This window comes from Bdellovibrio bacteriovorus (genome assembly GCF_001592745.1).
Classification (GTDB): domain Bacteria; phylum Bdellovibrionota; class Bdellovibrionia; order Bdellovibrionales; family Bdellovibrionaceae; genus Bdellovibrio; species Bdellovibrio bacteriovorus_B.
Window position 1 is genome coordinate 1,361,586 of record NZ_LUKD01000001.1, and the last position, 25,093, is coordinate 1,386,678.

Consider the following 25,093-nt stretch of genomic DNA (forward strand, 5'->3'; position numbering starts at 1 on the left):
CTATCTTTCTAAGTCATTTCTTCTTCTGTTGGGACGAAGAAGGACTGAATTCATCGACTGCAAAACTGTATTCATTTGAGTCAAAGGATCTACGGAATAGTCCATGCCAAGCTCAGTCGTCAGTTGCTTCACAAGTTGACGGCTCGGTTGATCTTTCATCAATTCGTCCACCAATTTTTCTAAAGCAGCCTGTTTTTTGTCTGATTGTGCCATGGGCCTTCCTCCAACACGGCCACTCTATCACCCCCCTCCTAAAGAGTGAAAAAAATTTTGCAAAAGCGGTCCAAAAAGGAGCATCAAAAACGCGGGAAATTGGAAAATTAAGAGGGGTACGAGCATTATAAATGGCAATCGCGCAATTTTATTTGTTATTTCCTCGTGGCAGGCCTCAATAAGTTCTTCTTCCAGCCTGATAAGGACACCATGTATGGCCTCACCATGCAGTCCTCTTTCTAAAATTTGCAAAAGAGTGCGGCGATGAAGGGAGGAAATGGCCTGAACGCAGGCTTTTGGATCCTGCCCCTGCTGCAAAAGAGCCAGCCATTGCGTCACGATCAGCGGAAATTCGCCTTCATGCTTTTTAATATACTGCAAAACACCCTGTTTGACCGATTGGCCCTTTTCAATAGCGCGTTTTACGGAACTTAATAACTCCAATGGTGGTGCTAAACCTTCCATTTCAATCTCCTTCCCATCGAAAAAATCCAAATCAGTCCGCCTAAAAAGATTAATGACGACATTAAGATAAGTTTTTGGTGCTCTTTGAATCCAAATTGCATGATCACAAAGAAAAGTAGTGCGACATAAAGAGCGGTGACAATTATCGCCTGCATCTTCAATTGTTGACTCACTTGTCCAGACCTACGTCGAAAATCTTCGTGCATTTTTAATTCTCGTCGAAGCGCCTTTACTTGATCGATGCAACGACTTTGCGAACGATCAATTTCTAAAATCTCATCCCGGAAATCCTGTAGCAGAGCGGATTTCATGGCGATGACATTTTCCGACATCGCCAGTGATTGATAGAGTTCCATGAGCTGATGGCGCATCCAACCGGATTGATTTTCGATGGCTGCATACAAAGATGAGCGGAAAGATTTTCCCGTTTGCAGACCTAAAATCACCGCATCTAACAGCGGAATCAGCGCGCTTCGCATTCGTTTCATCAGGAAAAAACGCAAAATTCGCGGAAAAAACTTTAAAGTTATCAAAAGAATGCCGATGAAAAGCCACAGTGAAGGTGCGGTTGGCATGTTTGCGGTGAAAAAGCAGATCACAACAAGGTTCAAGATCGAAAGAGTTCGAACAAGTTGTTGAGAGAAAGCGAATTCACGCGCCATCGACGAAAGAATTCGATGAACGAGCACGTGTCCGATCAGCGAAATCATAAAAATGATGAGCAAAGGGCACCTCCACCGGATCTTGAAGTTCGCAAAAAATATGCAAGGTAAATTTTTTGTTGACGAGGCTGGTCTAATTGTTGAAGACTTAAGTTAAGAAAAGTTTTTATGTTAGAAACAACAACAACGTTTGCATCCTAGGAGGAGCACATGGCAAAGAAAGCAGCAAAAAAAGCTACAAAAAAAGCAGCTAAAAAAACTACTAAGAAAGCCGCTAAGAAAACTACAAAGAAAGCTACTAAAAAAGCTTCTAAGAAGTAATTCTTACGGAACTAGTTTAGTTCTTAACGGAAACCCCAGAGGAAACTCTGGGGTTTTTTTATACCCTGAAACCCGCTCTGGGTGCGCATTTCCGGTCGACGGACATTTTCTATAAATTCCAAAAATAGAAAATCCCGAAAGCTTTCACCTTCAGGATTTTTCTAAGAAACACATTTTAAATTTTTAAATTTCGCGGACTAGAAATAGTAGATGGCACCGACTGAACCGTTCGGCAAAATCATCGAACGTTTTACTTCCCACATCGCCGTCAATTCCCCAAAGAAAGACAATCCGGCGAATTCACCATTAAGTTGATTGTACTGAAGACCCGCTGACGCATTGACAAAATCCGTGCCAAAACGACCGGTTTTTTTCTCGCTTTCAGTCAAAACACGGTCCAGGATGTCAGAGTTTTCGTAATCGCTGGATCTTCCACGCGAGTTGTACCAGCGCGAATAACCCACTGTTGTGTAAGGCGCCAAGAAATCACCATCAAAAGCGTGTTTCCAAGCTACTTGGAAGGTGTTGTAACCAGGTCCTGTGCCAAATCCCGCAACAACTCCATCGGCTTCTTCAAAATTTAGTTCCATGTTAAAGCCGGCAACTCCCAAAGTTCCGCCTACCGCGACTCCCGCGCCCACTTTTCTTTCGGCGCGCATCTTTAGTGTCGTGTCGTAGGAATAACCGCTAGAGCCTGAGTAATAAGTGTTTGCAGCTCCTGGAATTGAATGGATCACGTCACTTGAAGTAGAACGCTGCGGAGGAGAATGAACCGTAGGAGAAGCCATTACAGGTGCTTCTTCCTCTTCCACATTTCCTTGATCAATAACCAAAGCACCTTGCTGAGGACGTTCTTCAAATGCATTTGATTGATGTTGCATGCGGATGTCGCGGGCGTATTCCGCTTCGATCGAGCGCGACTTCGATTTGATAGTTGCTGCATCAGAGCCAAGATTCAAAGGGGCCGCATGGGCCTGAACAAAGCTCAAGAAAAGGAGTGCTCCCAAGGAACACGCTGAAACTTTTAACATAGGACCTCCTTATAGGGAGATCTAAAAAATACGGGCTCTTACGCCTTCTTCCTGAAAGAACTTTTTAATCGCGGGACCATCTAATGGTTCCAATCTAAAAAGGAGCTTATGAACAAGGTCATAAGTTTCTTCCGCTTTCTTAGATCTCATATTGTGAGTAAAATATGCCATGTCATCGCTGATTTTGACCGCGTTATCAAGCAATCTTGCCACATCTTGATTCTTGGTGGTTTTATCCAAAAGAACCAGTGTTTTGTTGAAGTTTGTCGTCAGTCTATCCAACTGCTGAATCATATTGGTGACCGAGCCTTCATTTTTTTCAACGAGATCAATCAGTTTTCCCGCTAAACCATAGCTTTGTGAGATCAACTGATCGATACGCGGAGGATCTTCTCCCCGAACATAGTCACCCGAAGAAAATTCTGCGGCTTCCCCACTTCCCGGAGAGATTTCTAAAAACTTTTCCCCGATCACACCCGCTAGATTGATGAAAAATTTGGAATCTTTACGGACACTGGTCCAGGCTTTTTTATCTACGGTGATTGTTAGACGCAGTTTCACCTCTTCACCATTAGCCATTTTAAAAGAGGGATCGAAGTTAATTGATTTTACCTTGCCTACTTTAATACCCATAACGCGGACTGGAGATCCTTCTTCGATTCCACCAGCATAGTTGTACATGACATTAAGTTCTTTAGAGTTAGAAAAAGGAGAAATGAAACCCATAAAGTAAGCGAACACCACAATGAGCGCTACAGAGACAAGAGCCAGCAAACCTACCTTGGTTTCAACCTTCATACGTTCTCCTAATAAAGATAACTAAAAGTATAGGACAAAATAAAATCAATCACAATAATTGCAATCGAAGCCACGACCACGGTGTTCGTCGTTGCTCTGCCGACACCTTCGGCGCCTTGTTGACATCGAAAACCAAAGTAGCAAGCAACGATGGGAATGACTCCTCCGAAACAAGCACCTTTGATCGCGGCAAAAACCATATCTTGAAATTGCACAAAACGATCCATCGACGTGAGAAACATCGATGGTGTGTAGCCTAAGTAATGTTGGCTGACGATAATGGCAGAGAAAATACAGGTCATATTCGCGATGATCGTCAACATCATGCATCCCAAAACACAGGCCAGAAATCTTGGAACTACAAGGTAATTTACCGGATCAATACCGAGCATTTTAAATGCATCGACTTGCTCTGTGATTTGCATCGTCCCCACTTCGGAGGCGTAACCTGCTCCCACGCGAGAGGTCAGAAGAAGTGCGGTAAGAATGGCGCCAAGTTCTCGCAGAATGAGCAAAGCCGCAAACCCCGGAACCATCGAGTCGTTTTGGATAACCAGCTTCATATGGAATGACGATTCTAAGATCGTCACAATAGCGGCAAATGAAACGCAGAAAAGAATGATGATCAAACTTTTGTTCGCTACGAAATAAAGCTGCTGAAAGAACTCTTTTCTGCGGAATGGAGGACTGAACACTCCCGTCATTGTTTCGGCGATTAAAGAAATCATGAGCGGTAGCCTCGAATCATTTGTAAGATCACTTCGCCTAAAAAGCTTGTCATCCAGTCCACAACAACGATGCAAATCATAGTGCTCACGGATGTCGCAACCACCGCGCGCCCGACACCCTTGGCTCCGCCCGTCGTAGTGAAACCCTTGAAAGTACAGATGGTTGCTAAAACAAGCGCGAAAGCTCCGCATTTAATTACGCCACTTAAAATAGAGACCGGACTGACAATCATGGGAACATGGCGAAGGTATTCTTCAAAGTTCACCCCCGCAAACGCGTACCCCATCAACATTCCACCGAACACGGACATGATAAGTCCGCCACCCAGTAAGAAGAAACTAGAGATGATGATACCTAAAAACCGTGGCGCGATAATCTCTTGCATGGGATCCGCGCCCAAACAGCGAACGGCATCAATTTGTTCTGTCACCCGCATGGTTCCTAATTCCGCTGATGTGAAAGCGCCGACTTTTCCACTCAACATGAAAGCGATGAGTAAAGGTCCCACTTCACGGAAGGTACCACTGGTGGCAAGGCCTCCCAAATATCCTAAGGCACCGAATTCTTTCATTTGCAGAGCAAACTGCACTGTCATAATGGCGCCAACAAAAAAGCCGGCCATCGCTGTCGTGAAAAAACTGTCAGCCGTAACCTTCCAAATCTGTTCGAAAACTTCGTGGATTTTAATTTTTTTATAAAAAAGAGATCTTAGAATTTTCTGTAGAAAAAGCAGGGCTCCCCCCACCTCATCTAAAATTGATATGAAGAGGGTCATGCGCTTAAGACCTCTGACAGAAAGTCTTTCACCAGAGGGATTTCGGATTTTTTTAATTCATCCGGAGTACCTTGTGCAACGATCTGTCCTTTATCTAAAACGACAATTCTATCGGCAATGGAAAGCGCACAATTCATATCGTGACTGACCACCAAAGATGTCGTCTTCAAAGTTCTAGAAAGGTCTAAAATAAGTTGATTCACGGCAGTTGTTGTCACCGGATCAAGTCCCGTTGTCGGTTCATCAAAAAGAAGAATCCGCGGCTCTAGTGCCACCGTGCGAGCCAGGCTTACGCGCTTTTGCATTCCATAAGAAATTTGTGCCGGAGTTTTTTGCTCAATCCCCTGCAAATTGACCAGGCGTAAAGCTTTGGTTACTTTTTCTTTGATCGTCGCTTCGTCGAAGTTATAGTGACGACGAAGGCCAAAGGCCACGTTTTCAAAAACAGTCAGAGAGTCGAAAAGAGCGGGATGCTGAAAAACCATTCCGCATTTTTTGCGGATCGGCAGATATTGTTCCTCAGTAAATTTAGAAACTTCTTGATCGTCGATCCAGATTTCACCTTCGTCGGGAGTTAAAAGACCTACGAGATTTTTCAATAGAACCGATTTTCCTGTCCCGGATGTCCCCAGAATGAAGATGATCTCGCCCTCGCGGATTTTCAGACTTAATCCGTTGAGCACCGTTCTTGTTCCAAATCTCTTTACGAGGTTCTTAAATTCGATCACAACTCAATGTTAGTTGTCGGAAACTTAGCGGGTCAACCTGCAATTAGTATTGCGGCTTCTGCGGAGGAACTTTTAAATAAAGTCCAGCTATCACCGCGGCTCCTACTAAGTACATAACTATGAACACCCATGGTTCGAAATCTTGAAACAGTATTTTTGAAATCCATTCGGCGATAAAGCCTGAAGGATAAGTCACTTCACTTCCCGTTCCCTGTCGTAAATGTTCTTCCCATATAGTCAGCGGGCACGCGATTCCAAATACAGATTCGATGACGACAATTCCTATCATTGCCAGATGAAGGCGGCGCAACCAAAGATTTCTGACCCATTTCCAGTCCAACCAACCGCCTATCATGATCAACGGAATAGGAATAAGAACACCTAAAACATAGAGGAAATGGCAATAAAGAACGATGTCGGCACTGTATTCTTGATTCATGAATTTAGAATACGCACTCGCAGAAAACGCAAAAGATCCAGTGAATGAATACAGATTGTTACGAAAAAGAAAATCAGGTCATCGCAGTCAAAGGCCCGTCCAGCAAGCCTCTGACAAACTGATGAACACGGGGATCAGAATGCTTTTGTGTTTCTTCAGGATTTCCAGTGATAAGAAGCTCCTGGTCCACCACCACGCCAATTCTATCCGCCATTTGATAGGCACGGTTCATGTCGTTTGTGATCGCAACAACCGTCGAGTTTTTTTCTTTTTTTAATTTCAGAATCAGTTCGATGATTTTTTTGGAAGTGATGGGATCTAAGCCCGCGGTTGGGTCGTCATAGAAAATGATCTCAGGGTCTAGAGCGAGCGCTCTAGCAATTCCGAGGCGTTTTTGCATCCCGCCACTGATCTCGTCGGGGTACAAATCACGTGCATGCGGAATCCCCACCGCATCCAAGAAATACTCTGCTTTCTTTGTAATTTCCCAATCCGTGAGTTTCGTTGTTTCGCGCAAAGGAAAGCAGATGTTTTCCACGCAAGTTAAGGAATCAAAAAGAGCGTTCTTTTGAAACAAAATTCCCATGCGCTTCAGCAGCGGAAGCTTCTCCTTATTGCTTAGCGTTAACCAGTCCTTGTGTTCAATAAAAACTTTGCCATTCTGAGGGGTTACAAGCCCTGACATGGTTTTTAATAACGTGGTTTTCCCCTGCCCGCTGGGGCCCACAATAACGAAGCATTCACCGGCTGCAATATCCAGACTGACACTTTTTAGCACCACGTGATTTTCGAACGCGACCTTGATGTCTTGCAGGCGGATCATACTCATGCTTCGTCCAGTTCTTCTGCCAGCGCCTCTGCGCCGAGCGGTAAGTGTTGTCTCTAAATACGATTTGATATTGAATGTGTGATCGAACGCAAGTTTAAATTTTTTCCATTCGTTTTGAAGCCTTAAGGAGATTTACATGGCTCACAAAAGAAATAAAATTGCCGTTATCGGCGCGGGTTTCGTTGGTTCAACTACTGCTCACTGGGCAGCACAAAAAGAACTTGGCGATGTTGTTATCTTGGACATCAATGAAGGTGCAGCCATCGGTAAAGCTTTGGATCTAGCTCAAGCAGGTCCTATCGAAATGTTCGATACTAAAATCAAAGGCACGAACAAATACGAAGATATCGCAGACTCTGACGTTGTTATCATCACTGCAGGTATGCCACGTAAACCAGGCATGAGCCGCGATGAGCTTGTTGGTATCAACGCGAAAATCGTAAAAGACGTTTGTGAAGGTGTTAAAAAATACGCTCCGAATTCTTTCGTGATCGTAGTTTGTAATCCAATGGACGTTATGGCCGTTTACGCAAAACAAATCTTGGGCTTCCCTCGTGAGCGCGTTATCGGAATGGGCGGTTGCTTAGATTCAGCTCGCTTCCGTGAATTCATCGCTGAAGAGTTGAATGTGTCTGTAAAAGACGTGAACGGTATTGTTATCGGTAACCACGGCGATGCGATGATGCCTCTAGTTCGTCACGCTTCAGTTTCTGGTATTCCTCTTACAGAGCTTCTCCCTGCTGACAAAATCGCAGCTATCGTAGCTCGTACAAAACAAGCCGGCGCTGAAATCGGTGGCCACTTGAAAACAGGTTCTGCATACTACGCTCCTTCACGTGGCGCGATCGAAATGGCTGAAGCTATCTTGAAAGACCAAAAACGCGTTCTTCCAGTTGCTGTTGAGTTGACTGGTGAGTTCGGTGTTAACGAAGGTTTGATGGTCGGTGTTCTTGCTACTATCGGTGGCAAAGGTATCGAAAAAGTTCACAAGTTCGAAATGAACCCTGCTGAACAAGAAGAATTCAAAAAGTCAGTAGATGCAGTTCGCACACTAGTTTCTGCTCTTAAAAACGTTCAATAATCGGAGATAAAATGAATATTCATGAGTATCAGGCCAAAGAGATTCTCAGAAAATTTGGCGTAGCGACGTTAAAAGGTAAAGTCGCGCACTCACCTGAAGAGGCAGTGGCTGCTGCAAAAGAAATCGGTGGAAATATTTGGGTTGTAAAAGCTCAGATTCACGCTGGTGGCCGCGGTAAAGGCGGCGGTGTTAAGATTGCTAAGACTTTGCAAGAAGTTGAAGATCTAACGAAAAAAATGATCGGCATGACTTTGGTGACTCACCAAACAGGTCCTGAAGGGAAAGTAGTTCAAAAAGTTTTCATCGAGCAAGGTTGCAACATCGCTAAAGAATACTACGTTGCATGCTTGATCGACCGCGCTACAGGAAGAGCGGCAATGATGGCTTCTTCTGAAGGTGGTATGGATATCGAGGAAGTTGCTGAACACAATCCAGACGCGATCAAAAAAGTCGACATCGACCCTACTGTAGGTTTGATGCCTTTCCAAGCTCGCCAGTTGGCTTTCCAAATTGGTATGTCTCCAGAGATCGTAAATAAAGCGGTTAAGTTCTTCCAAGGCCTTTACAACGCATTCATCACAACAGATTGTTCGATCGCAGAGATCAACCCTCTGGTTGTGACGAAAGAAGGCGAAGTTCTTTGCTTGGATGCGAAAATGAACTTCGATTCTAACGCTCTTTTCAGACACCAAGACATCGTCGAACTTCGTGACTTGAACGAAGAAGAACCTTCTGAAATTGAAGCTTCTAAATTCGATCTCGCGTTCATCAAGCTTGATGGAAACATCGGATGCTTGGTTAACGGTGCGGGTCTTGCGATGGCAACTCTAGACATCATCAAACTTCACGGAGCTTCTCCGGCGAACTTCTTGGATGTTGGCGGTGGCGCTAATAAAGAAAAAGTAACTGCGGCATTCAAAATCATCCTTAAAGATCCAAACGTAAAAGGGATCTTGGTGAACATCTTCGGTGGTATCATGAAGTGTGACATCATCGCTGAAGGTGTGATCGCGGCTTCTAAAGAGTTGGGCTTAAAAGTTCCTCTTGTGTGCCGTCTTGAAGGTACAAACGTAGAGCTTGGTAAAAAAATGTTGAGAGAAAGCGGATTGAATATCACTCCTGCTGATGACCTCACAGATGCAGCTAAAAAGATCGTTGCTGCGGTAAAAGGATAATCGACATGGCAATTCTTATTAACAAAGACACTAAAGTTATCTGCCAAGGTTTCACTGGAGCTCAAGGTACTTTCCACTCTGAGCAAGCAGTTGCTTACGGAACTAAAATGGTTGGTGGTGTGACTCCGGGTAAAGGTGGCACAACTCATATCGGTCTTCCTGTGTTTAACACGGTGGCGGATGCGAAAGAAAAAACAGGCTGTAATGCATCTGTGATCTTCGTTCCACCTCCATTTGCCGCAGACTCTATCATGGAAGCTGTCGATGCAGAGTTGGATCTTGTGATCTGTATCACTGAAGGCATCCCCGTTCTAGACATGGTGAAAGTGAAAAAATTCATGCAAGGTAAGAAGACTCGCTTGGTGGGTCCTAACTGCCCGGGCGTGATCACTCCAGGTGAATGTAAAATCGGTATCATGCCTGGTCACATTCACAAGCCAGGTCGTATCGGTGTACTTTCACGTTCTGGCACATTGACTTACGAAGCTGTTGGTCAATTGACGGCGTTGGGCCTTGGCCAATCTACTTGCGTAGGTATCGGCGGTGACCCAGTGAATGGAACAAACTTCATCGACGTTCTAGAGATGTACAACAAAGACAAAGATACTGACGCCGTGATTATGATCGGTGAAATCGGTGGATCTGCAGAAGAAGAAGCTGCAGAGTACATCAAACGTGAATTCAAAAAGCCAGTAACAGCGTTCATCGCGGGTGCAGCAGCTCCAGCAGGTAAACGTATGGGTCACGCCGGCGCAATCATCAGCGGCGGCAAAGGCACAGCAGAAGCGAAGTTCGAAGCTTTGATGTCTGCAGGCTGTAAAATTTCTCGCTCTCCAGCAGAGATGGGAATCACTTTGAAATCTATGTTGAAGTAATTTCTTCGCGATTAGGTTTAAAAATCAAAACCCACGGTGGAAACATCGTGGGTTTTTTTCTTCCAAATAGAACCTACTTCTTAAGATGCCATCTTAACCAAATCTAAACCGAATCCAGCATGTAATATTAACAAGCTGCTCTTTCAATTTCCAGGAACTGTTGGTACACCCTTCCCGTCCAAATAACTAATTTAGACGGAGGTCTTTTGTGAAATCGGTGGCTTTCCTTTTCCTGTCAGTTTTGGTTTCTTTTTCTCAAGTTTCTTTGGCTGAACAGTTGGAGCTTCCTCTTGAGCCCAAACAGTGCATTAGCCTGCAAGAGGCGCAATCTTCTTTAACAAAGTATATGAATCCGCTTGTGGGTACTGTGCCTGTGGATGATTTTTATTGGTTGAATGAAGACGATGCTCCTCTAACGGCTAGAGACGTCGCTCACGCCGCAAAATCACTCGAGTGGGATGCCCGCGGTTTAGTCTATCAATCTTCCGCAGTCTATGACGGTTACTGCGCAGCGGGAGCTTCTTGCTGGGGTTGGTACGTTGTTGATTGCGCAGGTAAAATCGAAGCGCGTATGGACGGTGAAGAATAAATCCTTCATGGGATTTATTTTAATGTAGCACCGTATTTTTTAAAAATTGTCTGAAGAGTGCCGTCGGATTTTATTTTATCTACGGCGGCATTCACTTCTTTTTCTTTCACCCGCCCCTTGCGACTGACAGCACACGAGATCGGATATTCCTGCATAAAAAGGCGTTGGCGATTGCGATCAATTTTTGGATGCTTTAGCTTAAAATAATCCACAAAAATTTCATCGGTGACTATATAGTCGATACGCCCGTTAAGAAGCTTTTTTAAATTCGCCTCTTCACTGAGGCTGTCTTCTCGAACAAGTTGTTTAGACTGAAATAAAGGATCTAACTTCGGGTACACGTACTGAAGCATGGTCCCGATAGTTTTCCCTTTTAGATCCGAAACCTTTTTCGGCATAGTCTCAGGCCCAAGAATGATTTCTCTTTTTGAAAACAGAGTTTTAGAAAAATCCATTTGATCTTGATTGCTTGCCCACACTTTGCTTGTGTAGCACATCATATCCACTTGGCCCTTCAGCAAATAGCTGTCCAGACGATAACGCGTGATAATACTAAAGGTGGCGGTTCGCCCCATAGCTTGCGCCAGAGCGGCCGCATATTCGGCCACAAGTCCCTTTGTTTGGGGGGATTTTTCATCAAAAAGCAAAGGCGGTGCAAGTCCCGCGGGAATTCCAATTCGAACTTCCTGGACATCAAAGGCAAAGGCTATCGCCGTAGCAAAAAGAATAGTGGCCAATAAAAATAGACGCATTGGTTTCGAGCTTGCTGCAAAAAAGGAGCTTTATCAAAAGCATATTGCAGCTGGCGTTAAAATATTTCACTGTTCTTTAAGATTCCATCAACGGGCTGATTTTGATTAGGTCAGGTAGCACGGCCGTGATAGAAGCTCCTAAAATTAGGAGTCTTTCATGAAAAAATTGGTTTTTGCCATTCTTGTATCTCTTTTTTCAACCACAAGCTTCGCACAACAATTGGAGCTTCCTCTTCAACCTAAACAATGCATTTCAGTTCAAGAAGCCGCAGTTGCTTTGAATAATTACCTGACTCCCCTTATTGGTACGGTTCCTTCTGACGACTTCGAATGGGCAGATCAAGAGGTCACTCAAGAAGATGTCTCTCGCGCACTTCGTTCATTGAAATGGAATCAAAAAGCGTTCAACTATCAATCCACAGCGGTGACTGAAGGTTACTGTGCAGCGGGTGCAAGCTGCTGGGGTTACTATGAAGTGGATTGCGCAGGAAACGTGACTGCGAACTACGACGGCGAATAGGTCGTCCTCACCCTGAAGTATTTTCAAAAAATCGTCCGCTAATCTTTGTAAAAGCTCAGAATATTATTGTCTTGTAATGGTCCCCAAGGAATAAACTTGGGGCCATGAAGTTCATTACGATCTTGTTATTGATTCTTTCTTCCCATTCGTTCGCGTCTTCTCCAGATTGGTCCGCTGGTGTGGCCATCCCGACAAATGGACGCCACAATATCTATCAATGGTCCGACGAAGATTTCGTACAGATTAAAAATCGCGGGAAAATCCATACGCAGATTTATCCGGTCACGGTCACCGGTATGCTTCCGCCTTATTGGCCAACGGTGCGATTGATTGAAGAAGACAACAAAAATCCTTTTAAAAAATGGGTGCAGTCGATCCTTCACGGAGTCAGTGGCTTTGACTCTTTCAATGATGTTCTTAGGAATCTGGGTCTTCACCCTTACCCCAAAAAAACTGATGAAGGTGTTTACTCTGTACCCTATCCAGAGAATATCGGCCCTGATGATCTGATGGGTTTGGGACTAATTCAGCGAAATGGTGCCGAAGGGTTTACCTTTAGCTGTGCCGCCTGCCACTCGAGCAATCTCTTTGGCAAAACAGTTTTAGGAATGACCAACCGTTTTCCAAAAGCGAATGAGTTTTTCATCAAAGCTAAGAAATTGATGGCTGTGACAGATCCGTATCTTTTCCAAGCCTACACTGGAGCGACGAACGCTGAGCGCGAACTACTATCTGAAGCGCAAGATCATCTGCGTTTTGTTTCTTTAAAGCAGCCTATTGCGTTGGGGCTAGATACGTCTTTGGCGCAAGTGGCTCTATCTTTAAATCGTCGGTCAAAAGATGCTTATGCAAGCTACAGTGAGTGGTACGCCCGCTTTCCTCGTCATGATGCGATCTTAGACAATCACCCTGCGGATTCTAAACCCGCTGTGTGGTGGAATTTAAAATACAAAAATCGCTGGCTTTCCGACGGCAGTGTCTTAAGTGGAAATCCTATTTTCACTAATATCATCTGGAATGAGGTGGGCCGTGGTGCGGATCTCGTTCAACTAGAAAAATGGCTTGCAGAGAACAGCGCCGTTATCGAAGAACTGACAACGGCTGTGTTTTCTTCAGAAGCACCTTTGATTACTGATTTCATCCCTGCAGAGAAAATTGATCTTGGCCGTGCGAAATTGGGAGAACAAATCTTCAATACAAACTGTGCGAAATGCCACGGAAATTACGATAAAGCCTGGAGCCTTGCGGGTTCAGAAAATTTGCCTCTCAAAGAGCAGCTTAAAACGGTGCAAGTTCGCTACAAACAATCCACACCTGTTGTCGATGTGGGAACTGATCCTTATCGTCGTCTAGGAATGAAGTCTTTAGAGCAACTCAATGACCTTGAGATTTCAAAAAAGAACGGCATCGTGATTAAAGCCCAAGAAGGATATGTGCCGCCACCCCTTGTAGGTATTTGGGCTCGTTGGCCGTACTTGCATAACAACTCGGTTCCGAATCTTTGCGCTCTTCTGACTCCATCGGATCGTCGTCCCGTTGCCTACTATTCGGGTGATGCCTTGAATCCCACAACCGACTTCGATTTAGAGTGCAATGGCTATCCCTTGGGAGATAAAACTCCGAAGTCCTGGCAGACTCGTGACCATTATTTTGACACTCGCAAGAAGGGCATGAGCAACAAAGGCCATGACGAGCGCATTTTCATTAAAGACGGAAAAGAAATTCTGTCTAGTACGGATAAGCGCAATTTGATTCTTTTCTTGCAAACTCTCTAGTGGTTGCGAATTCCACCGGGTTATCCACATTCCAAGCTGTCGATACTTTCGACAGCTTCAGAATTCTTTTCTGAAAACATTTCGGGGCCCACATGAGCGAGTGGCTTATGTTAAAAAGACCTCATGAAAAGAACGTGCATTTTAATTTTTAGTGCTATCGTCCTTTGCGCCTTCAACTCATTTGCAAATTCTGAAGAGTCGTTTGCCCGAGGCTTCCTTATTGCTGTCGACACCCGTGATCACAAAGCGTGTGAACAAGCCTTCTTAAGAGTTTCTGGAGCCACCGGCCTGAAAATCTCAAGCTTGTGTGCTCAAGACGGCCGTAATCCTTTTGCCGTGGCCGTCATCACTGTTCCTATTGATGAATTCGAATTTCTTTCTGAAGTCACAAATAAACACGGCTCGAATGCGCGTGCATCTCGTGCTGACAGGTCTGTGATTATGACTCTTCCGCATGATCGCGATACTGAAACATACTTTCGCATCTCCGCACGTCGCGATCGCATGTCGATTACCGTATTCCGCGAAAGTGATTTTGGTGCGATGGATGAGCGTCGCGAACGCTTTCTAATCATGTCATTCGTGATGAAAAATACAGGCTCTCAGGGACTGCAGGACCAGCGCGTGGCATCTTCCATTGATCGTCGTTTGGTCTACAATCGTGGCGCAACGGAATTGACTCAGTCACAGTACAAATCTATCGCCACCAAAGCTTCAAACATTATTGATGCCATTAATGGTGCTGTTCAAAATATCACTTCGCCGCGTGTTTCCCTAGATGTCTTCGTTCCTCCAGATGCTTGCGATGCCAATCGCTTCTGTCCTAATGAAGATGTTATTCGCCTTGGTTTAAGCGTCGTAATTCGCTTTTAAAATCAAACAGAGGGCGGATTTATTTCCGCCCAATTTTCGTTTGACTATTTGCGGCAAAAATCCTAAGAAAAGCCCCAATCCTGGGAGCTAAAATGAAGAAACTATTAATTTTTATTCTATTGGCAGCAAGCCCTGCTTTGGCCGGCCGTATTGACGAAATCGTCATCATGACGACAGAAAGCGTGGAAGAGACTTTGGATCTTTGGAACACGGATAAAACCTACGAAATCACGTATCAGGATTTCACAACGCCGGACCAAGGATTTGATCTTGCGGTGAAAACCAAGCTCAACGTAAAGAATGTCCGCGAGAGCCAAAACCAAGAGTGGACATGTGTCACTCAATTCGTTAAAACTCCTAGGTTCTTTGACGTTTCTAAAACAGATTGTAAATAAACAAGGAGATACCATGGCTATCGAGCAAACATTCTCAATCATCAAGCCAAACGCAATGAAGAAAAACGCTATCGGCGACATCATCAGCATGTTTGAAGCAAACGGCTTGAAAATCGCTGCTGCGAAAATCACTATTCTTTCTAAAGCTAAAGCTGAAGAGTTCTATGCTGAACACAAAGAACGTCCTTTCTTCGGCGAACTAGTTTCTTTCATGACTTCAGGCCCAGTTTGCTTGATGTGCTTGCAAGGTGAAAACGCAGTTTTGAAAAACCGCGAAATCATGGGTGCTACTGATCCTAAAAAAGCTAACGCTGGAACAGTTCGCGCTAAATTCGGTGACAACGTTGGTGAAAACGCAGTTCACGGTTCTGACTCTGCAGCTTCTGCAGCTCGCGAACTTGCTTTGTTCTTCGAAAAGCACGAAATCTGCAACGTTTAATCATTTAAACTGAAATTGCGAATTTAAATGTCTGCAAAATCAAACAAGGGGGGAGCGCAAGCTCCCCTTCTTGGTTCAAAGATCAGATTGAATATTGAAAAGCTTGCCATTGGCGGTGCTGGAGTCGCTCGACACGAGGGCATGGTTGTCTTCGTTCCTCAAGCAGCGCCTAATGAAGAAGTTTTGGCCGAAGTCACTTTGGTCAAAAAGAATTTTGTCGAAGCAAAGATCCTGGAAGTTCTGAATCCGGGAGCTTCTCGCCGAACTCCACCTTGCCCGGTGGCCAACGTTTGTGGTGGCTGTAATTGGCAGCACATCACTGAAGAAGAACAGCTCGCACAAAAAGAGAACCTGGTTTTTGAAACTCTGAAGAAGTTCAATCCCTCTTTGGAATTTGAATATCTACCAATTCAAAAAAGTCCCCGTTCTTTGAGGTATCGCAACCGCATTCAACCGAAGTTCCAACACGGTCGCTTTGGTTTCTTTGCACGAAACTCTCACGATATTGTTGAAATCAATGACTGCCCGATTACGGAAGAGGCCTTGACCGAAAAGTTCGCGGAAGTAAAAGCTTGGGCTCAACAAAAGAATGCCAAAGAGCTCCTTCGTCTTGAAATGTACATCTCGGAGGAAGGTCTAGTTCGCTACGGCCTTATCACTGATGACGACGACGGCATTGGCTTTTCTCAAGTGAATCGCTTTCAGAACGAAGACCTGGTTCGCACCGCCCTAGACTGGGCTGGTGATTATGAATTCAAAAATGTTTTCGATCTTTATGCCGGCGCGGGAAATTTCACGTTTCCTTTGGCACAAAAGTATTCGTCTTCCACGATCACCGGCGTGGAGCTGAATCCTAAGCTTGTGGAACGTGCGAAAAGCAAAATCAAAGAAAAACGCATGAAGTACTTCCTTTCCGACGTGGAGACCTACATGCGCCGAGCACAAATCGGGACTGAAGACTTGGTTTTGCTAGATCCGCCTCGTGCAGGAGCCAGCGAATACATCATGCGCGCTCTGGCCTCAGCGGCCCCTAAAAGAATCATCTACATCAGCTGTCACCCGGTGTCCTTGGCTCGAGATCTTAACTGGTTCTTTGCTTGGGCGCAGAAGCTGGGCAAATCGGCAAAGCTCGCAAGGGTGCAAACCTTTGAAATGTTCCCTCAGACCGACCATGTTGAGACTATTGCAGAGCTCAGGGTTGACTCTTAGTCTTCAAATGATACCTTTTTAACATGCGTAAATGGATTCTCGCACTGACTCTTTTATCTGCACTTGGATGTGCCAGTCAGGACAAGCAAAAAGCTGATTTGTACTTGCGAATGGGTGCTGCTCAAATGGAAAGCGGCAACTATCCGTACGCGCTTCGCGACCTTCTTAAAGCAGAAGAACTTGATCCTAAAAATGCGGCGACTCAGAACAACCTGGGCCTCGTCTACTTTTTCCGTGAACGTTATGACTTAGCCGAAAAGCATTTACACCAAGCTTTAGAGCTTGAGCCTAAATACACTGAAGCCCGCAACAATCTTTCTCGCGTTTTAATTGAACAAGGAAAATATGCGGATGCTGAAAAAGAACTTCGCGTTGTTTTAGCAGACTTAACTTACCCTACACCAGAAAAAGCCTACATAAATTTGGGTCTGGCGAAGTTCAATCAAAAGGACTTCACGGGGTCGCGCAGTGCTTTCACCAAAGTACTCAACGTAAATCCCGATGACTGCATTGGGAACACTTACTTCGGCCGTACGTTCTTTGAAACTGAAGATTATGCGCGCGCAGCAGAAGCTTTGGATCGCGCGATCGGCTTCTGTCAAAAAAGCCTTTATGATGAACCTCACTACTACAGTGCTTTGGCTTACTACCGCCTTGGAGACAAATCCAAATCGGTGGCTCGTTTTGAAGAGCTTATAAAGTATTACCCTACCGGGAAATACCGTGAAAAAGCCAAAGGCATGCTCAGCTTGATTCGAAAGGGACATTAATGAAAAAAACCGGTGAAATTTTAAAGAAAGCCCGCGAGCAAAAAGGCCTGTCTCTGCATGAAATTGGTCTTTCTTTGAAAATTAACAGCAAGGTTTTAAAAGCCATCGAAGAGGGTGATGATTCTCAATTGCCTGCGAAAACTTTCTTGCGCGGTTTCGTACAAAGTTACGCAAATTTCCTGCAACTGGATTCAGACAAGGTTTTGGAAGTGTTCTATGAAGAGATGGGCTCAACAAAACCAAAACCTTATATCCGTGAAGTAGAAACGCCTAAATCTGAAGTTACCGAAACACGTCCAAGTTCAAGCGTTACAAGCACTGAGAAGCCGACCGAGACGGATGCCGAAGCCACGGTCACACCGATTCGTCGTGCAGCGCCCGCTTCATCGGGAAAATCGGATCTAAAATCCCTTCAAGAAAATAAATCCACTAAAACCATCGCGATTATTGGTGTAGGGGTCGTGCTTATTGGCCTTATTCTTTTCACAAAAAAGATGATCGATAAGTATTCTAAAGAAGCTGAAGTTCCAAGCGGTGAAGTTGCGCAAACAATGGAAGGTGCAACACCAGTGACGGCTGAAACACCAACGGTGACTGATGTTGACACCAATGGAGATGCAAGCCCGCTGACAAATTTAACGGCGAGCCCGACGCCAGCAGCTCCGTCGAGCCAGGCTTCTCCAACACCAACAGCCTCTCCGCTTGTGTCGACGCCAACTCCAACGCCTTCACCAACACCGGTTGCTGCGGCATCACCAACTCCAACCGCGACTCCGAAGGCAAGTCCTACGCCAAGCCCGACAGCTTCGCCGACGGCAACTCCAGTAGCAACAGCAAGTCCAACACCAAGTCCTACGCCGACTCCGTCGCCCACACCGAAAGAGACGAATAAACCCGTTGAACTTATCGTAGAGGCTTTGGATACAGTTGAAATTGAGTACTCTGCCCCGAACGGGAAGCCGCAAAAGATCCGTCTGTCTGCTGAACAAGTTCATACTTTCAAAAGCAAAAGTGGTCTTCGCATCAACTTCTCCAATGGTGGTGCCGTGAATCTGATCCACAATGGACGAGAAATCGGCATCCCTGGTGATTTGGGTAAGCCTATTAAGTTGAGCTACTAATCTTGAAAGATTTCCGCCGCATTTGGGCTATCAGCCTTATTGTAAAACTGATTCTTGCGGCACTTATTCCCTTAAGTGCCGACGAAGCCTATTACTGGGTTTGGTCGCAAAGACTTCAGCTCAGTTATTTCGATCATCCCCCGATGGTCGCTTGGTTGTTTTATCTAGGTCAAATTTTTGAACCTTTCATGCACGCCGTTCGATGGCCCGCCGTGATTTTAGGTCATGGAATGTTGGCGGTTTGGTATTACATACTGAAAGATCATGTTCCGTTTGAGAAGATCAAGGTGTGGGTTTATCTTGCTTTATTCTCTCCCCTTTTAGGATTTGGATCCTTGATCGTCACGCCTGACTTGCCGGTGATGTTCTTCTGGTCGCTATCGATTTTGTTGGCACTCAAAGCACTTCAAGAAAAATCACTGGGAATTTACGCCGCTTTAGGGGCAAGTTTAGGTTTAGGATTCTGTGCTAAATATCACATCGTCCTTTTTGTGCCCTGCCTTTTGGTTTATCTATTCGCCGAAAAAAAATGGAAAGAAGTGCGCATTTCGGGCGTACTACTTACGGTCATCACGGGTTTAATTTTCTGTGCGCCAGTGATCCTTTGGAACGTTCAAAACAACTTCGCCTCTTTTGAATTTCAATTAAAACACGGCTTAGAAAAAAGCAGCTATAATCCTGAATGGACGCTTTCTTACGTCCTTGGCCAAATACTGATTCTTTTCCCGTTAGTATTCTGGGCAGCTTTGCGTTCAAAGGTTCCTGCGAGTTTGCGTTGGCTTTATTACTTCGGTTGGGGACCTCTTTTGTTCTTCTTCCTGACTTCTTTCCGCGCCCTTGTGGAAGCCAATTGGCCAATCATCGCTTATCCTGCGGTTTTAGGCTTAGCTCTGTTTCACGAAAGAATTCAGAAGTGGCTTAAATATTACGTCATTTTTTGGGGAAGCATTATCGCTCTTGTGCTTGCGACACTTTTTACACCCGCACTTCGCAAGCTGAATGATAAAGTTAACGAACCTTACGAGTTTCAAGAACTCAGCACCGTGGCTCGCGAATACAGCCCGCTGTACGCAAGCTCCTATCAAATGGCGGCTTCGTTATGGTATTTCAGCAAAGTTCCGACATTTAAATTAAAAGACATCAGTCGTTTTGATTTTTTTGACACTCTTCCTGAGGCACAGCCTACTTCAGGCAGATTTTATTTAGTGAAGCGCGAGAGAAATGGTTTACCTTCTTGGATTTCCGAACAACAATGGCAGATGAAAGAGATTAAAAAGATATCTCCAGATTTTGTTTTGTTGGAATTCACAAAATGATCAAACTCTTTGGTGCTTTTTCATTCTTGCTTGTTACTTACTTCCTTTACGGATTTTATATAAATCAGTACGAGGTTTCCGTCGTTCCCCAACAGATCACGCGTGAACACGCTAAGAATTTAAATGACTACAAAGGTGTGATGAATGTTCACACAGATTTAAGCAGTGGTTCAGCCCCCGCAAGCTTTGTTATCGCCTCTGCAAAATTAGCGAATTTAGATTTTTTGATGTTCACCGACCTGAACATCTTCAATATGCCGACAACTTTTGAGTCTTATCACGGAAATCTTTTGGTTTTTTCTGCTGGTAAGTACAGCTATCTTGATTCGCGATTGATTTATTATTCGTTAAATCAAGAAAGCATCGGAAGTAATTTGGGCGAAGCTCAAGTAAAGCTTGCCGATCTGCTTTCACAAAAAACAGGCGCCAGCAAAGAGTCACTAACCATTCTAACTCATCCCTACAAAGCTGGATATTCTTGGAGTGGTGAAATTCCCGAAGGCCTTGATGGTTTTGAACTTCTTAATATGAAGAGCTTGGTGAACCGTGCCTGGGAAGAATCGAAAATTTCCACGATCTGGAGTTTATTGATTTATCCCTTTAATCCACGCCTGTCGTTCCTTCGACTTTACACTGAGCCCACAGATGAAATTGCTTTGTTAGATAAAATGAGTCAGCAACGTCGGATTATTGTCTATGGCGGAACCGAAGCTTCGGCCCGAGTTATTCCGTTAGCAAATTATTTCATTCGCTTTCCTAGCTACAAACGCTCTTTTGAATTTATGAGCAATCATGTTTTGATGAAGTCGGAACTCACTGGAAGCTTCAACAGTGATCGCACGAAAATTTTTAATGCTTTAAAAAGCGGGAATTTTTATATCGCTCTTGATATGCTCGGAGATCCCAAAGGATTTGTAGCTACCATCGAGAGCGAAAATAAATCTCACTTGATGGGTTCTGAAGTGAAGTTTTCTAAGAACATGTCTTTGAAGGTGGCTTTGCCGGTGAAGCCCAAAGACTTCTTTGAAATCATCATAATTAAAAACGGCGAAGTGGCGGCACGAATCAACGATCCCGAAACGGTTTATCAAATCCCCGAGCCGGGAGTTTATCGAGTGCAGGTGCGTGTCAGCCCAATGCTCCCACTTCCTGACGCTAAAAAATGGATCACGTGGATTTACACGAATCCGTTTTACGTTACTCCTTAAGTCTTATTTCAACTTCCAAACCTTGTATCGGTGGAGTTTGGCAGGCTAAGCGCTCTTCATCTAAAAACTTTCGGTCCTCAGCCATTTCGCTTTCAATTTCGTTGCGAGGGCCGATGTCTGAAAGTCCTTTTCGAACATGCACAAGGCAAGTTCCACAAGTTCCATTGCCGCCACAGGTATGGCTGATCTTAATTCCCGCGCGCAAAGCGACTTCCAGGACGGTTTCATCCTTATGACTCACCGGGACATCTGGGTGGTCTGGTAAAAAGGTTATATATATTCCAGACTTAGTGCCTTTCACGGCCAGGAACTCCTTCAAAGAATGACTCTTTTGTTGAAACCGCTCTCTCCATTTTGTATCAATAAATCCATGAGATTCATAGCTTTTGACTTAGAGACCACTGGAACTGTTCCTGGCGTAGACCAAATCGTTGAAATCGGGGCTGTTCGCTTCATTGACGGCCAACCTGAGGCGATCTTCGCAACACTTGTAGACCCACAACGTCCTATTCCTCCAGGCGCCTCTGCGGTGAATGGTATTAGTGACGACATGGTTAAAGGCAAGCCTTTCATTGAAAGCCTTCTGCCAATGTTTGCGGAATTCTGTGGTGACGATATTCTTGTCGCGCACAATGCGCCGTTTGACTCTCAGTTTTTAACTGCGGATATCAAAAAGTATGAAGCTGCTGCTCCTAAAGGTTTGATCCTGGATACACTTCCTATCGCAAGAAAAGTGTTCCCAGGTCTTCCAAACTACAAACTTGGAACTTTAGTTCAGCACTTGAAAATCCCGACAACGGATTTCCATAGAGCGGAAGAAGATGCCTCTTATTGCGGCCACTTGTTCCACCAAATGGTGAAAAGAATTTCTATCGGCGGACAACCTCCACAAGTTACAAACCTGGTGGCGTTGACCGGTAAGCCAGAACTTCGCTTCCCACAAATCGTACGCCAGCCAAAACAAATGGATTTCTTCGGCGTTTAATTTTCTTTGAAAATTTAAAACTAAAAAGCCCTGAGAGATCAGGGCTTTTTTTTTATTCTTTAGCTTTGTGAGCAATCGGATAGCGTCGGCCGCGACCGAAAGAATGTGGTGATACTTTCAATATTGGCGGAGCCTGCCAACGTTTAAACTCCGTACGCATCAAAACTGGCAATAACCATTTGTCGGTCTCAGTTTTTGCCGGCCCTGATCTTTCCACCAGGTAAGCCACAGATTTATCAAGATCTTCATACGGCGGCAGACTATCTTGGTCCTTTTGATTCGGACGAAGTTCTGCCGACGGCGCGCGCGTGATGATCTCTTCTGGAATCACTTCACCTTGTTGGTTGTAATAACGAGCCAAGGCATAGACTTGTTCTTTAGTTAAATCTCCCAGGGGAGCTAAGCCACCACACATGTCTCCGTACAATGTGGAATATCCAGCGGCATATTCGCTTTTATTCCCCGTCGTAAGAAGCATGCTGTTTTCTTTATTTGAAAATGCCATCAAAGTTAAGCCCCGCAAGCGAGCTTGCAGGTTTTCATGAACCAATCCGAAATCTTTAAGATCAATTCCTTTTTCAAGGCCTTTGACAACCTGATCATACATAGGGCCGATCTCGACAACTTTGAATTCGACACCCAGGTTTTTTGCTAAGTCTTTCGCCAAAGTCAGACTTTTTTCAGCGTTAAAAGGACCAGGCAGTCCAATCGTTGTTACATTCGACGGACCTAAAGCATCCACCGCCAATGCGGCAACAACCGCAGAGTCGATTCCTCCGCTAAGTCCAAGATGCACTTTTTTCATTCCCGTTTTTGCGCAGAAATCACGGATGCCTAATACCAGTGCGCGACGAAGTTCTTCTGTCACATCTATTTTCGGCGTTTTATTCCACACTTCCATCGTGTCGATATCAATAACGTTGATATCTTCTTCAAAGGACTGACACGTTAGAACTTTCTTTCCTTTTTTATCGATAACGAAGCTGGCCCCATCAAAGATAATTTCATCCTGAGCTCCTACAAGATTTACATACATCATCGGAGCCTTGAAATATTGAGCTGTCTTACTAACGACGTATTCCCTTTGCTTCATCTTACCGACGAAATAAGGCGATGCACTGAGGTTGATCACCATGTCGATCTTTTGTTTTTTAACCTTTGCTAAAGGATTCACCACATACGGCGAACGGCCTTCTTTGTCTGGCCAGCCCCAAATATCTTCACAAATTGTAAGAAAGAATTTTTTCCCCTTCCAAGTGAAGTAGTTCTTAGAAAGATCACCTGGTTGGATAAAACGAGCTTCATCAAAAACATCACCCGTCGGTAAAAGTTGTTTGTGAAAGAATCGAGGCTTTTGACCTTTTGCCGCAAAGACCGCGCTATTAAAATAAGGCCGTCCCATTTTTTTGGGATTTTTGGTGATCAATCCAAAAATAATACCGATGTCTTTAGGAATTTTTGAAAGCAGGGATTTTAATTCTTGTTCTTGTTTTGCAACGACCTTGGAACGTTCTAAAAGATCAAAGGGATGATAACCAAACAAGGCGCACTCGGGAAAAACGACAAGATCACACTTGCGTTGTTGTGCCTGGCGAATGAAGTCTAAAATTTTTTCTTTATTGAACTGGAAGTCAGCGAGTGTGGGATTTATTTGGGCAATAGCGATTCTCATTCAATCACTATACGCCCAGAAAACCCGTCTTGGTAGCCATGCCAGTGATTAATCTCGACTTCTGGAAACTTCCAGCAATAAAAGCCTTCGCCGTTGTCAAAGTCTGCCATCCAAAGGCCTTTCGGTTCGGCTCCCAACTTTTCGACTTTGACTTGCCAACGGTCAATTATGACATTGATTTCAGCTTCGATAGCTCCCACCGATGGATGCGACTTGTCGGAAAAAGCGTCAATACGATTAAGGTGAGTTTTGACTTGGCGGCTTGCCTCATCAGTCATGCGATAGATCAGCGGCAAAAGACGTCGCGCTTCCTGCAACGTGAATGTTTTTTTGCGATTGATTTCAACCACATTTTCCAAAGACGATCCCCCACCCTTATGTCGATGAAGGCTGTATCCATGAAAGATGGAAGTGTTTCAAGCAATTAAAGCAAAGACAGATAACTTAAGAATTTATATGAAGAATTTCTAAACGCGACGCAGATTATCCAGAATCGCTCTTAGACATTTGCAACGCTTGACCGCCAATAAAGATCACAAGAGCAATGACCAACGCCGCTATGAACAAATAGCGTATAAAATTTCCAATCGTCATCGGCTCGTCTTCTTGCGCCGTTGTTTTAATTTCGGGTTTTTTAACCAGAATTTTCTTGGGCGGAGGCTTTACGGACTCTCCGGCAACGATGCGCCCACCTGTTCCATCGGCTTTCTTCTCAAGCTTCTTTCTTTCCGCTTCAGTTAAGCCTGAAATACCCACGGACATTCTTTTTCTTTGAGGGGCGACGTAGCGGCCGCCATTACTCGCTCTAAAGAAGCCCCCATTGCCACCATTATCCAAGGCGATTTCTACAACCTTACCGCCGCCTTGCGAGTTCCCGCCGGTTTCGACACCGGAAGAGGGGCGACGTCCTCGGTTCATATAGGAACCGCCACGACGAGAGGATGATCCCGCATATGTTCCACCGGAACCGCCGCTGCCGCCATCAGAAGAACTGCTTGAGCCTGAATTATTCTTTGAGGATGAGCCGTCGCCGGAAGAACCATTGCCATTTCCACTGCCCGGTGGTCTTCCATTCGCCAAAGTTCCCGGCTGAAATTTTTTATCGCATTCAGAATCTTCATCAACAACCGATGGAGTGTCGCTGCCAAGAGTTGGAAGCTCGCCGTACTCAAGAAGACAGGCGACGTATTTTCCCATGTAGTTATCAACGAATTGCCCAAACGGTTTGAAGATCTGATTTGCCAACATCAAAATCAGAGAAACAGTAATAACCAACATCAGAACGTATTCGATGACGGCCTGACCTTGTTTATTCCCAAGTCTAGAAGTAAATTGAGATTTCTTCACT

30 protein-coding genes are annotated in these 25,093 nt (G+C 44.7%); 15 read left to right on the forward strand and 15 right to left on the reverse strand.

Translation table 11 applies throughout. From position 1 onward, the window contains the following. The 10 genes from AZI87_RS06520 to AZI87_RS06570 all read right to left on the reverse strand — a co-directional run bounded on the left by AZI87_RS06520 (position 1) and on the right by AZI87_RS06570 (position 6,990). Positions 1 to 213, reverse strand: coding sequence for a hypothetical protein (locus AZI87_RS06520; protein ID WP_063205586.1), 213 nt, complete (start codon positions 211 to 213; stop codon positions 1 to 3). 27 nt (positions 214 to 240) lie between these two features. Then, positions 241 to 678 (reverse strand): hypothetical protein, encoded by a 438-nt coding sequence (locus AZI87_RS06525; RefSeq protein WP_063205588.1) that lies wholly within the window; start codon positions 676 to 678, stop codon positions 241 to 243. After that, complete coding sequence (locus tag AZI87_RS06530; protein WP_155722505.1) at positions 666 to 1,403, reverse strand: hypothetical protein; 738 nt, start codon at positions 1,401 to 1,403, stop codon at positions 666 to 668. Before AZI87_RS06530 ends, AZI87_RS06525 begins: the two co-directional genes overlap by 13 nt. 455 nt (positions 1,404 to 1,858) lie before the next feature. Continuing rightward, positions 1,859 to 2,692 (reverse strand): hypothetical protein, encoded by an 834-nt coding sequence (locus tag AZI87_RS06540; protein WP_063205592.1) that lies wholly within the window; start codon positions 2,690 to 2,692, stop codon positions 1,859 to 1,861. A 21-nt stretch (positions 2,693 to 2,713) separates the two neighbouring features. Next, positions 2,714 to 3,490 (reverse strand): MlaD family protein, encoded by a 777-nt coding sequence (locus AZI87_RS06545; RefSeq protein WP_063205594.1) that lies wholly within the window; start codon positions 3,488 to 3,490, stop codon positions 2,714 to 2,716. An 8-nt stretch (positions 3,491 to 3,498) separates the two neighbouring features. Beyond that, positions 3,499 to 4,218, reverse strand: a complete 720-nt coding sequence (locus AZI87_RS06550; protein ID WP_063205596.1) for an MlaE family ABC transporter permease — start codon at positions 4,216 to 4,218, stop codon at positions 3,499 to 3,501. Continuing rightward, positions 4,215 to 4,994, reverse strand: a complete 780-nt coding sequence (locus AZI87_RS06555) for an MlaE family ABC transporter permease (RefSeq protein ID WP_063205598.1) — start codon at positions 4,992 to 4,994, stop codon at positions 4,215 to 4,217. Before AZI87_RS06555 ends, AZI87_RS06550 begins: the two co-directional genes overlap by 4 nt. Continuing rightward, positions 4,991 to 5,722 (reverse strand): ABC transporter ATP-binding protein, encoded by a 732-nt coding sequence (locus tag AZI87_RS06560; RefSeq protein WP_063205600.1) that lies wholly within the window; start codon positions 5,720 to 5,722, stop codon positions 4,991 to 4,993. Before AZI87_RS06560 ends, AZI87_RS06555 begins: the two co-directional genes overlap by 4 nt. Before the next feature lie 43 nt (positions 5,723 to 5,765). Continuing rightward, entirely contained in the window at positions 5,766 to 6,161 is a 396-nt protein-coding gene (locus tag AZI87_RS06565) for a DUF2784 domain-containing protein (RefSeq protein ID WP_063205601.1), read from the reverse strand. 73 nt (positions 6,162 to 6,234) lie between these two features. Further along, on the reverse strand, positions 6,235 to 6,990 hold the full coding sequence (locus AZI87_RS06570) for an ABC transporter ATP-binding protein (RefSeq protein ID WP_063205603.1): 756 nt from the start codon (positions 6,988 to 6,990) through the stop codon (positions 6,235 to 6,237). A gap of 136 nt (positions 6,991 to 7,126) precedes the next feature. Between AZI87_RS06570 and mdh the strand changes: the two genes are divergently transcribed. The 4 genes from mdh to AZI87_RS06590 all read left to right on the forward strand — a co-directional run bounded on the left by mdh (position 7,127) and on the right by AZI87_RS06590 (position 10,710). Continuing rightward, the gene (mdh, locus tag AZI87_RS06575) at positions 7,127 to 8,071 is read left to right on the forward strand and encodes a malate dehydrogenase (protein ID WP_063205605.1); all 945 of its coding nucleotides are present in this window, start codon (positions 7,127 to 7,129) and stop codon (positions 8,069 to 8,071) included. 11 nt (positions 8,072 to 8,082) lie between these two features. Continuing rightward, positions 8,083 to 9,246 carry an ADP-forming succinate--CoA ligase subunit beta gene (gene sucC, locus AZI87_RS06580; RefSeq protein WP_063205607.1) on the forward strand — a complete coding sequence of 388 codons (1,164 nt, stop codon included), beginning with the start codon at positions 8,083 to 8,085 and terminating at the stop codon, positions 9,244 to 9,246. 5 nt (positions 9,247 to 9,251) lie between these two features. Further along, on the forward strand, positions 9,252 to 10,121 hold the full coding sequence (gene sucD, locus AZI87_RS06585; RefSeq protein ID WP_063205609.1) for a succinate--CoA ligase subunit alpha: 870 nt from the start codon (positions 9,252 to 9,254) through the stop codon (positions 10,119 to 10,121). 208 nt (positions 10,122 to 10,329) lie between these two features. Next, the gene (locus AZI87_RS06590) at positions 10,330 to 10,710 is read left to right on the forward strand and encodes a hypothetical protein (protein WP_063205611.1); all 381 of its coding nucleotides are present in this window, start codon (positions 10,330 to 10,332) and stop codon (positions 10,708 to 10,710) included. Positions 10,711 to 10,724: 14 nt separating this feature from the next. Here AZI87_RS06590 and AZI87_RS06595 read toward each other — a convergent pair whose 3' ends face one another. After that, a complete protein-coding gene (locus tag AZI87_RS06595; RefSeq protein WP_063205613.1) occupies positions 10,725 to 11,462 on the reverse strand; it encodes a substrate-binding periplasmic protein in 738 nt (245 codons plus the stop codon). A gap of 157 nt (positions 11,463 to 11,619) precedes the next feature. Here AZI87_RS06595 and AZI87_RS06600 point away from each other — a divergent pair, with 157 nt between their 5' ends. The 10 genes from AZI87_RS06600 to AZI87_RS06645 all read left to right on the forward strand — a co-directional run bounded on the left by AZI87_RS06600 (position 11,620) and on the right by AZI87_RS06645 (position 21,088). Then, entirely contained in the window at positions 11,620 to 11,982 is a 363-nt protein-coding gene (locus tag AZI87_RS06600; RefSeq protein WP_063205615.1) for a hypothetical protein, read from the forward strand. A gap of 104 nt (positions 11,983 to 12,086) precedes the next feature. Next, positions 12,087 to 13,757 (forward strand): hypothetical protein, encoded by a 1,671-nt coding sequence (locus AZI87_RS06605; RefSeq protein WP_063205617.1) that lies wholly within the window; start codon positions 12,087 to 12,089, stop codon positions 13,755 to 13,757. A gap of 123 nt (positions 13,758 to 13,880) precedes the next feature. Continuing rightward, positions 13,881 to 14,630: a hypothetical protein gene (locus AZI87_RS06610; RefSeq protein WP_063205619.1), complete on the forward strand. Its 750-nt coding sequence runs from the start codon at positions 13,881 to 13,883 to the stop codon at positions 14,628 to 14,630. Positions 14,631 to 14,722: 92 nt separating this feature from the next. Beyond that, positions 14,723 to 15,025, forward strand: coding sequence for a hypothetical protein (locus tag AZI87_RS06615; RefSeq protein ID WP_063205621.1), 303 nt, complete (start codon positions 14,723 to 14,725; stop codon positions 15,023 to 15,025). Positions 15,026 to 15,038: 13 nt separating this feature from the next. Then, positions 15,039 to 15,464, forward strand: coding sequence for a nucleoside-diphosphate kinase (gene ndk / locus AZI87_RS06620; protein ID WP_041873596.1), 426 nt, complete (start codon positions 15,039 to 15,041; stop codon positions 15,462 to 15,464). 27 nt (positions 15,465 to 15,491) lie between these two features. After that, positions 15,492 to 16,673, forward strand: a complete 1,182-nt coding sequence (locus AZI87_RS06625) for a class I SAM-dependent RNA methyltransferase (RefSeq protein ID WP_063205623.1) — start codon at positions 15,492 to 15,494, stop codon at positions 16,671 to 16,673. A gap of 23 nt (positions 16,674 to 16,696) precedes the next feature. Next, the gene (locus tag AZI87_RS06630) at positions 16,697 to 17,443 is read left to right on the forward strand and encodes a tetratricopeptide repeat protein (protein WP_063205625.1); all 747 of its coding nucleotides are present in this window, start codon (positions 16,697 to 16,699) and stop codon (positions 17,441 to 17,443) included. Further along, positions 17,443 to 18,564: a helix-turn-helix domain-containing protein gene (locus tag AZI87_RS06635; protein ID WP_063205627.1), complete on the forward strand. Its 1,122-nt coding sequence runs from the start codon at positions 17,443 to 17,445 to the stop codon at positions 18,562 to 18,564. Before AZI87_RS06630 ends, AZI87_RS06635 begins: the two co-directional genes overlap by 1 nt. A gap of 2 nt (positions 18,565 to 18,566) precedes the next feature. Continuing rightward, positions 18,567 to 19,880, forward strand: coding sequence for an ArnT family glycosyltransferase (locus tag AZI87_RS06640; protein ID WP_063205629.1), 1,314 nt, complete (start codon positions 18,567 to 18,569; stop codon positions 19,878 to 19,880). After that, positions 19,877 to 21,088 (forward strand): hypothetical protein, encoded by a 1,212-nt coding sequence (locus AZI87_RS06645; RefSeq protein ID WP_155722506.1) that lies wholly within the window; start codon positions 19,877 to 19,879, stop codon positions 21,086 to 21,088. The genes AZI87_RS06640 and AZI87_RS06645 overlap by 4 nt, the downstream gene beginning before the upstream one ends. Here AZI87_RS06645 and AZI87_RS06650 read toward each other — a convergent pair. Continuing rightward, positions 21,078 to 21,389 (reverse strand): 2Fe-2S iron-sulfur cluster-binding protein, encoded by a 312-nt coding sequence (locus tag AZI87_RS06650; RefSeq protein ID WP_253696524.1) that lies wholly within the window; start codon positions 21,387 to 21,389, stop codon positions 21,078 to 21,080. The two genes, AZI87_RS06645 and AZI87_RS06650, sit on opposite strands and share 11 nt — an antisense overlap. A gap of 69 nt (positions 21,390 to 21,458) precedes the next feature. Between AZI87_RS06650 and AZI87_RS06655 the strand changes: the two genes are divergently transcribed. Beyond that, complete coding sequence (locus tag AZI87_RS06655) at positions 21,459 to 22,073, forward strand: 3'-5' exonuclease (protein WP_063206602.1); 615 nt, start codon at positions 21,459 to 21,461, stop codon at positions 22,071 to 22,073. Positions 22,074 to 22,125: 52 nt separating this feature from the next. Here the strand turns inward: AZI87_RS06655 and AZI87_RS06660 are convergent, their stop codons facing one another. From AZI87_RS06660 to AZI87_RS06670, 3 genes are all read right to left on the reverse strand, one after another. Beyond that, on the reverse strand, positions 22,126 to 23,745 hold the full coding sequence (locus AZI87_RS06660) for an NAD+ synthase (RefSeq protein ID WP_063205631.1): 1,620 nt from the start codon (positions 23,743 to 23,745) through the stop codon (positions 22,126 to 22,128). Next, positions 23,742 to 24,095: a DUF2203 domain-containing protein gene (locus tag AZI87_RS06665; RefSeq protein WP_253696682.1), complete on the reverse strand. Its 354-nt coding sequence runs from the start codon at positions 24,093 to 24,095 to the stop codon at positions 23,742 to 23,744. Before AZI87_RS06665 ends, AZI87_RS06660 begins: the two co-directional genes overlap by 4 nt. Positions 24,096 to 24,228: 133 nt before the next feature. After that, positions 24,229 to 25,092, reverse strand: a complete 864-nt coding sequence (locus AZI87_RS06670; RefSeq protein ID WP_253696526.1) for a hypothetical protein — start codon at positions 25,090 to 25,092, stop codon at positions 24,229 to 24,231. Between the last annotated feature and the right edge of the window lies 1 nt (position 25,093).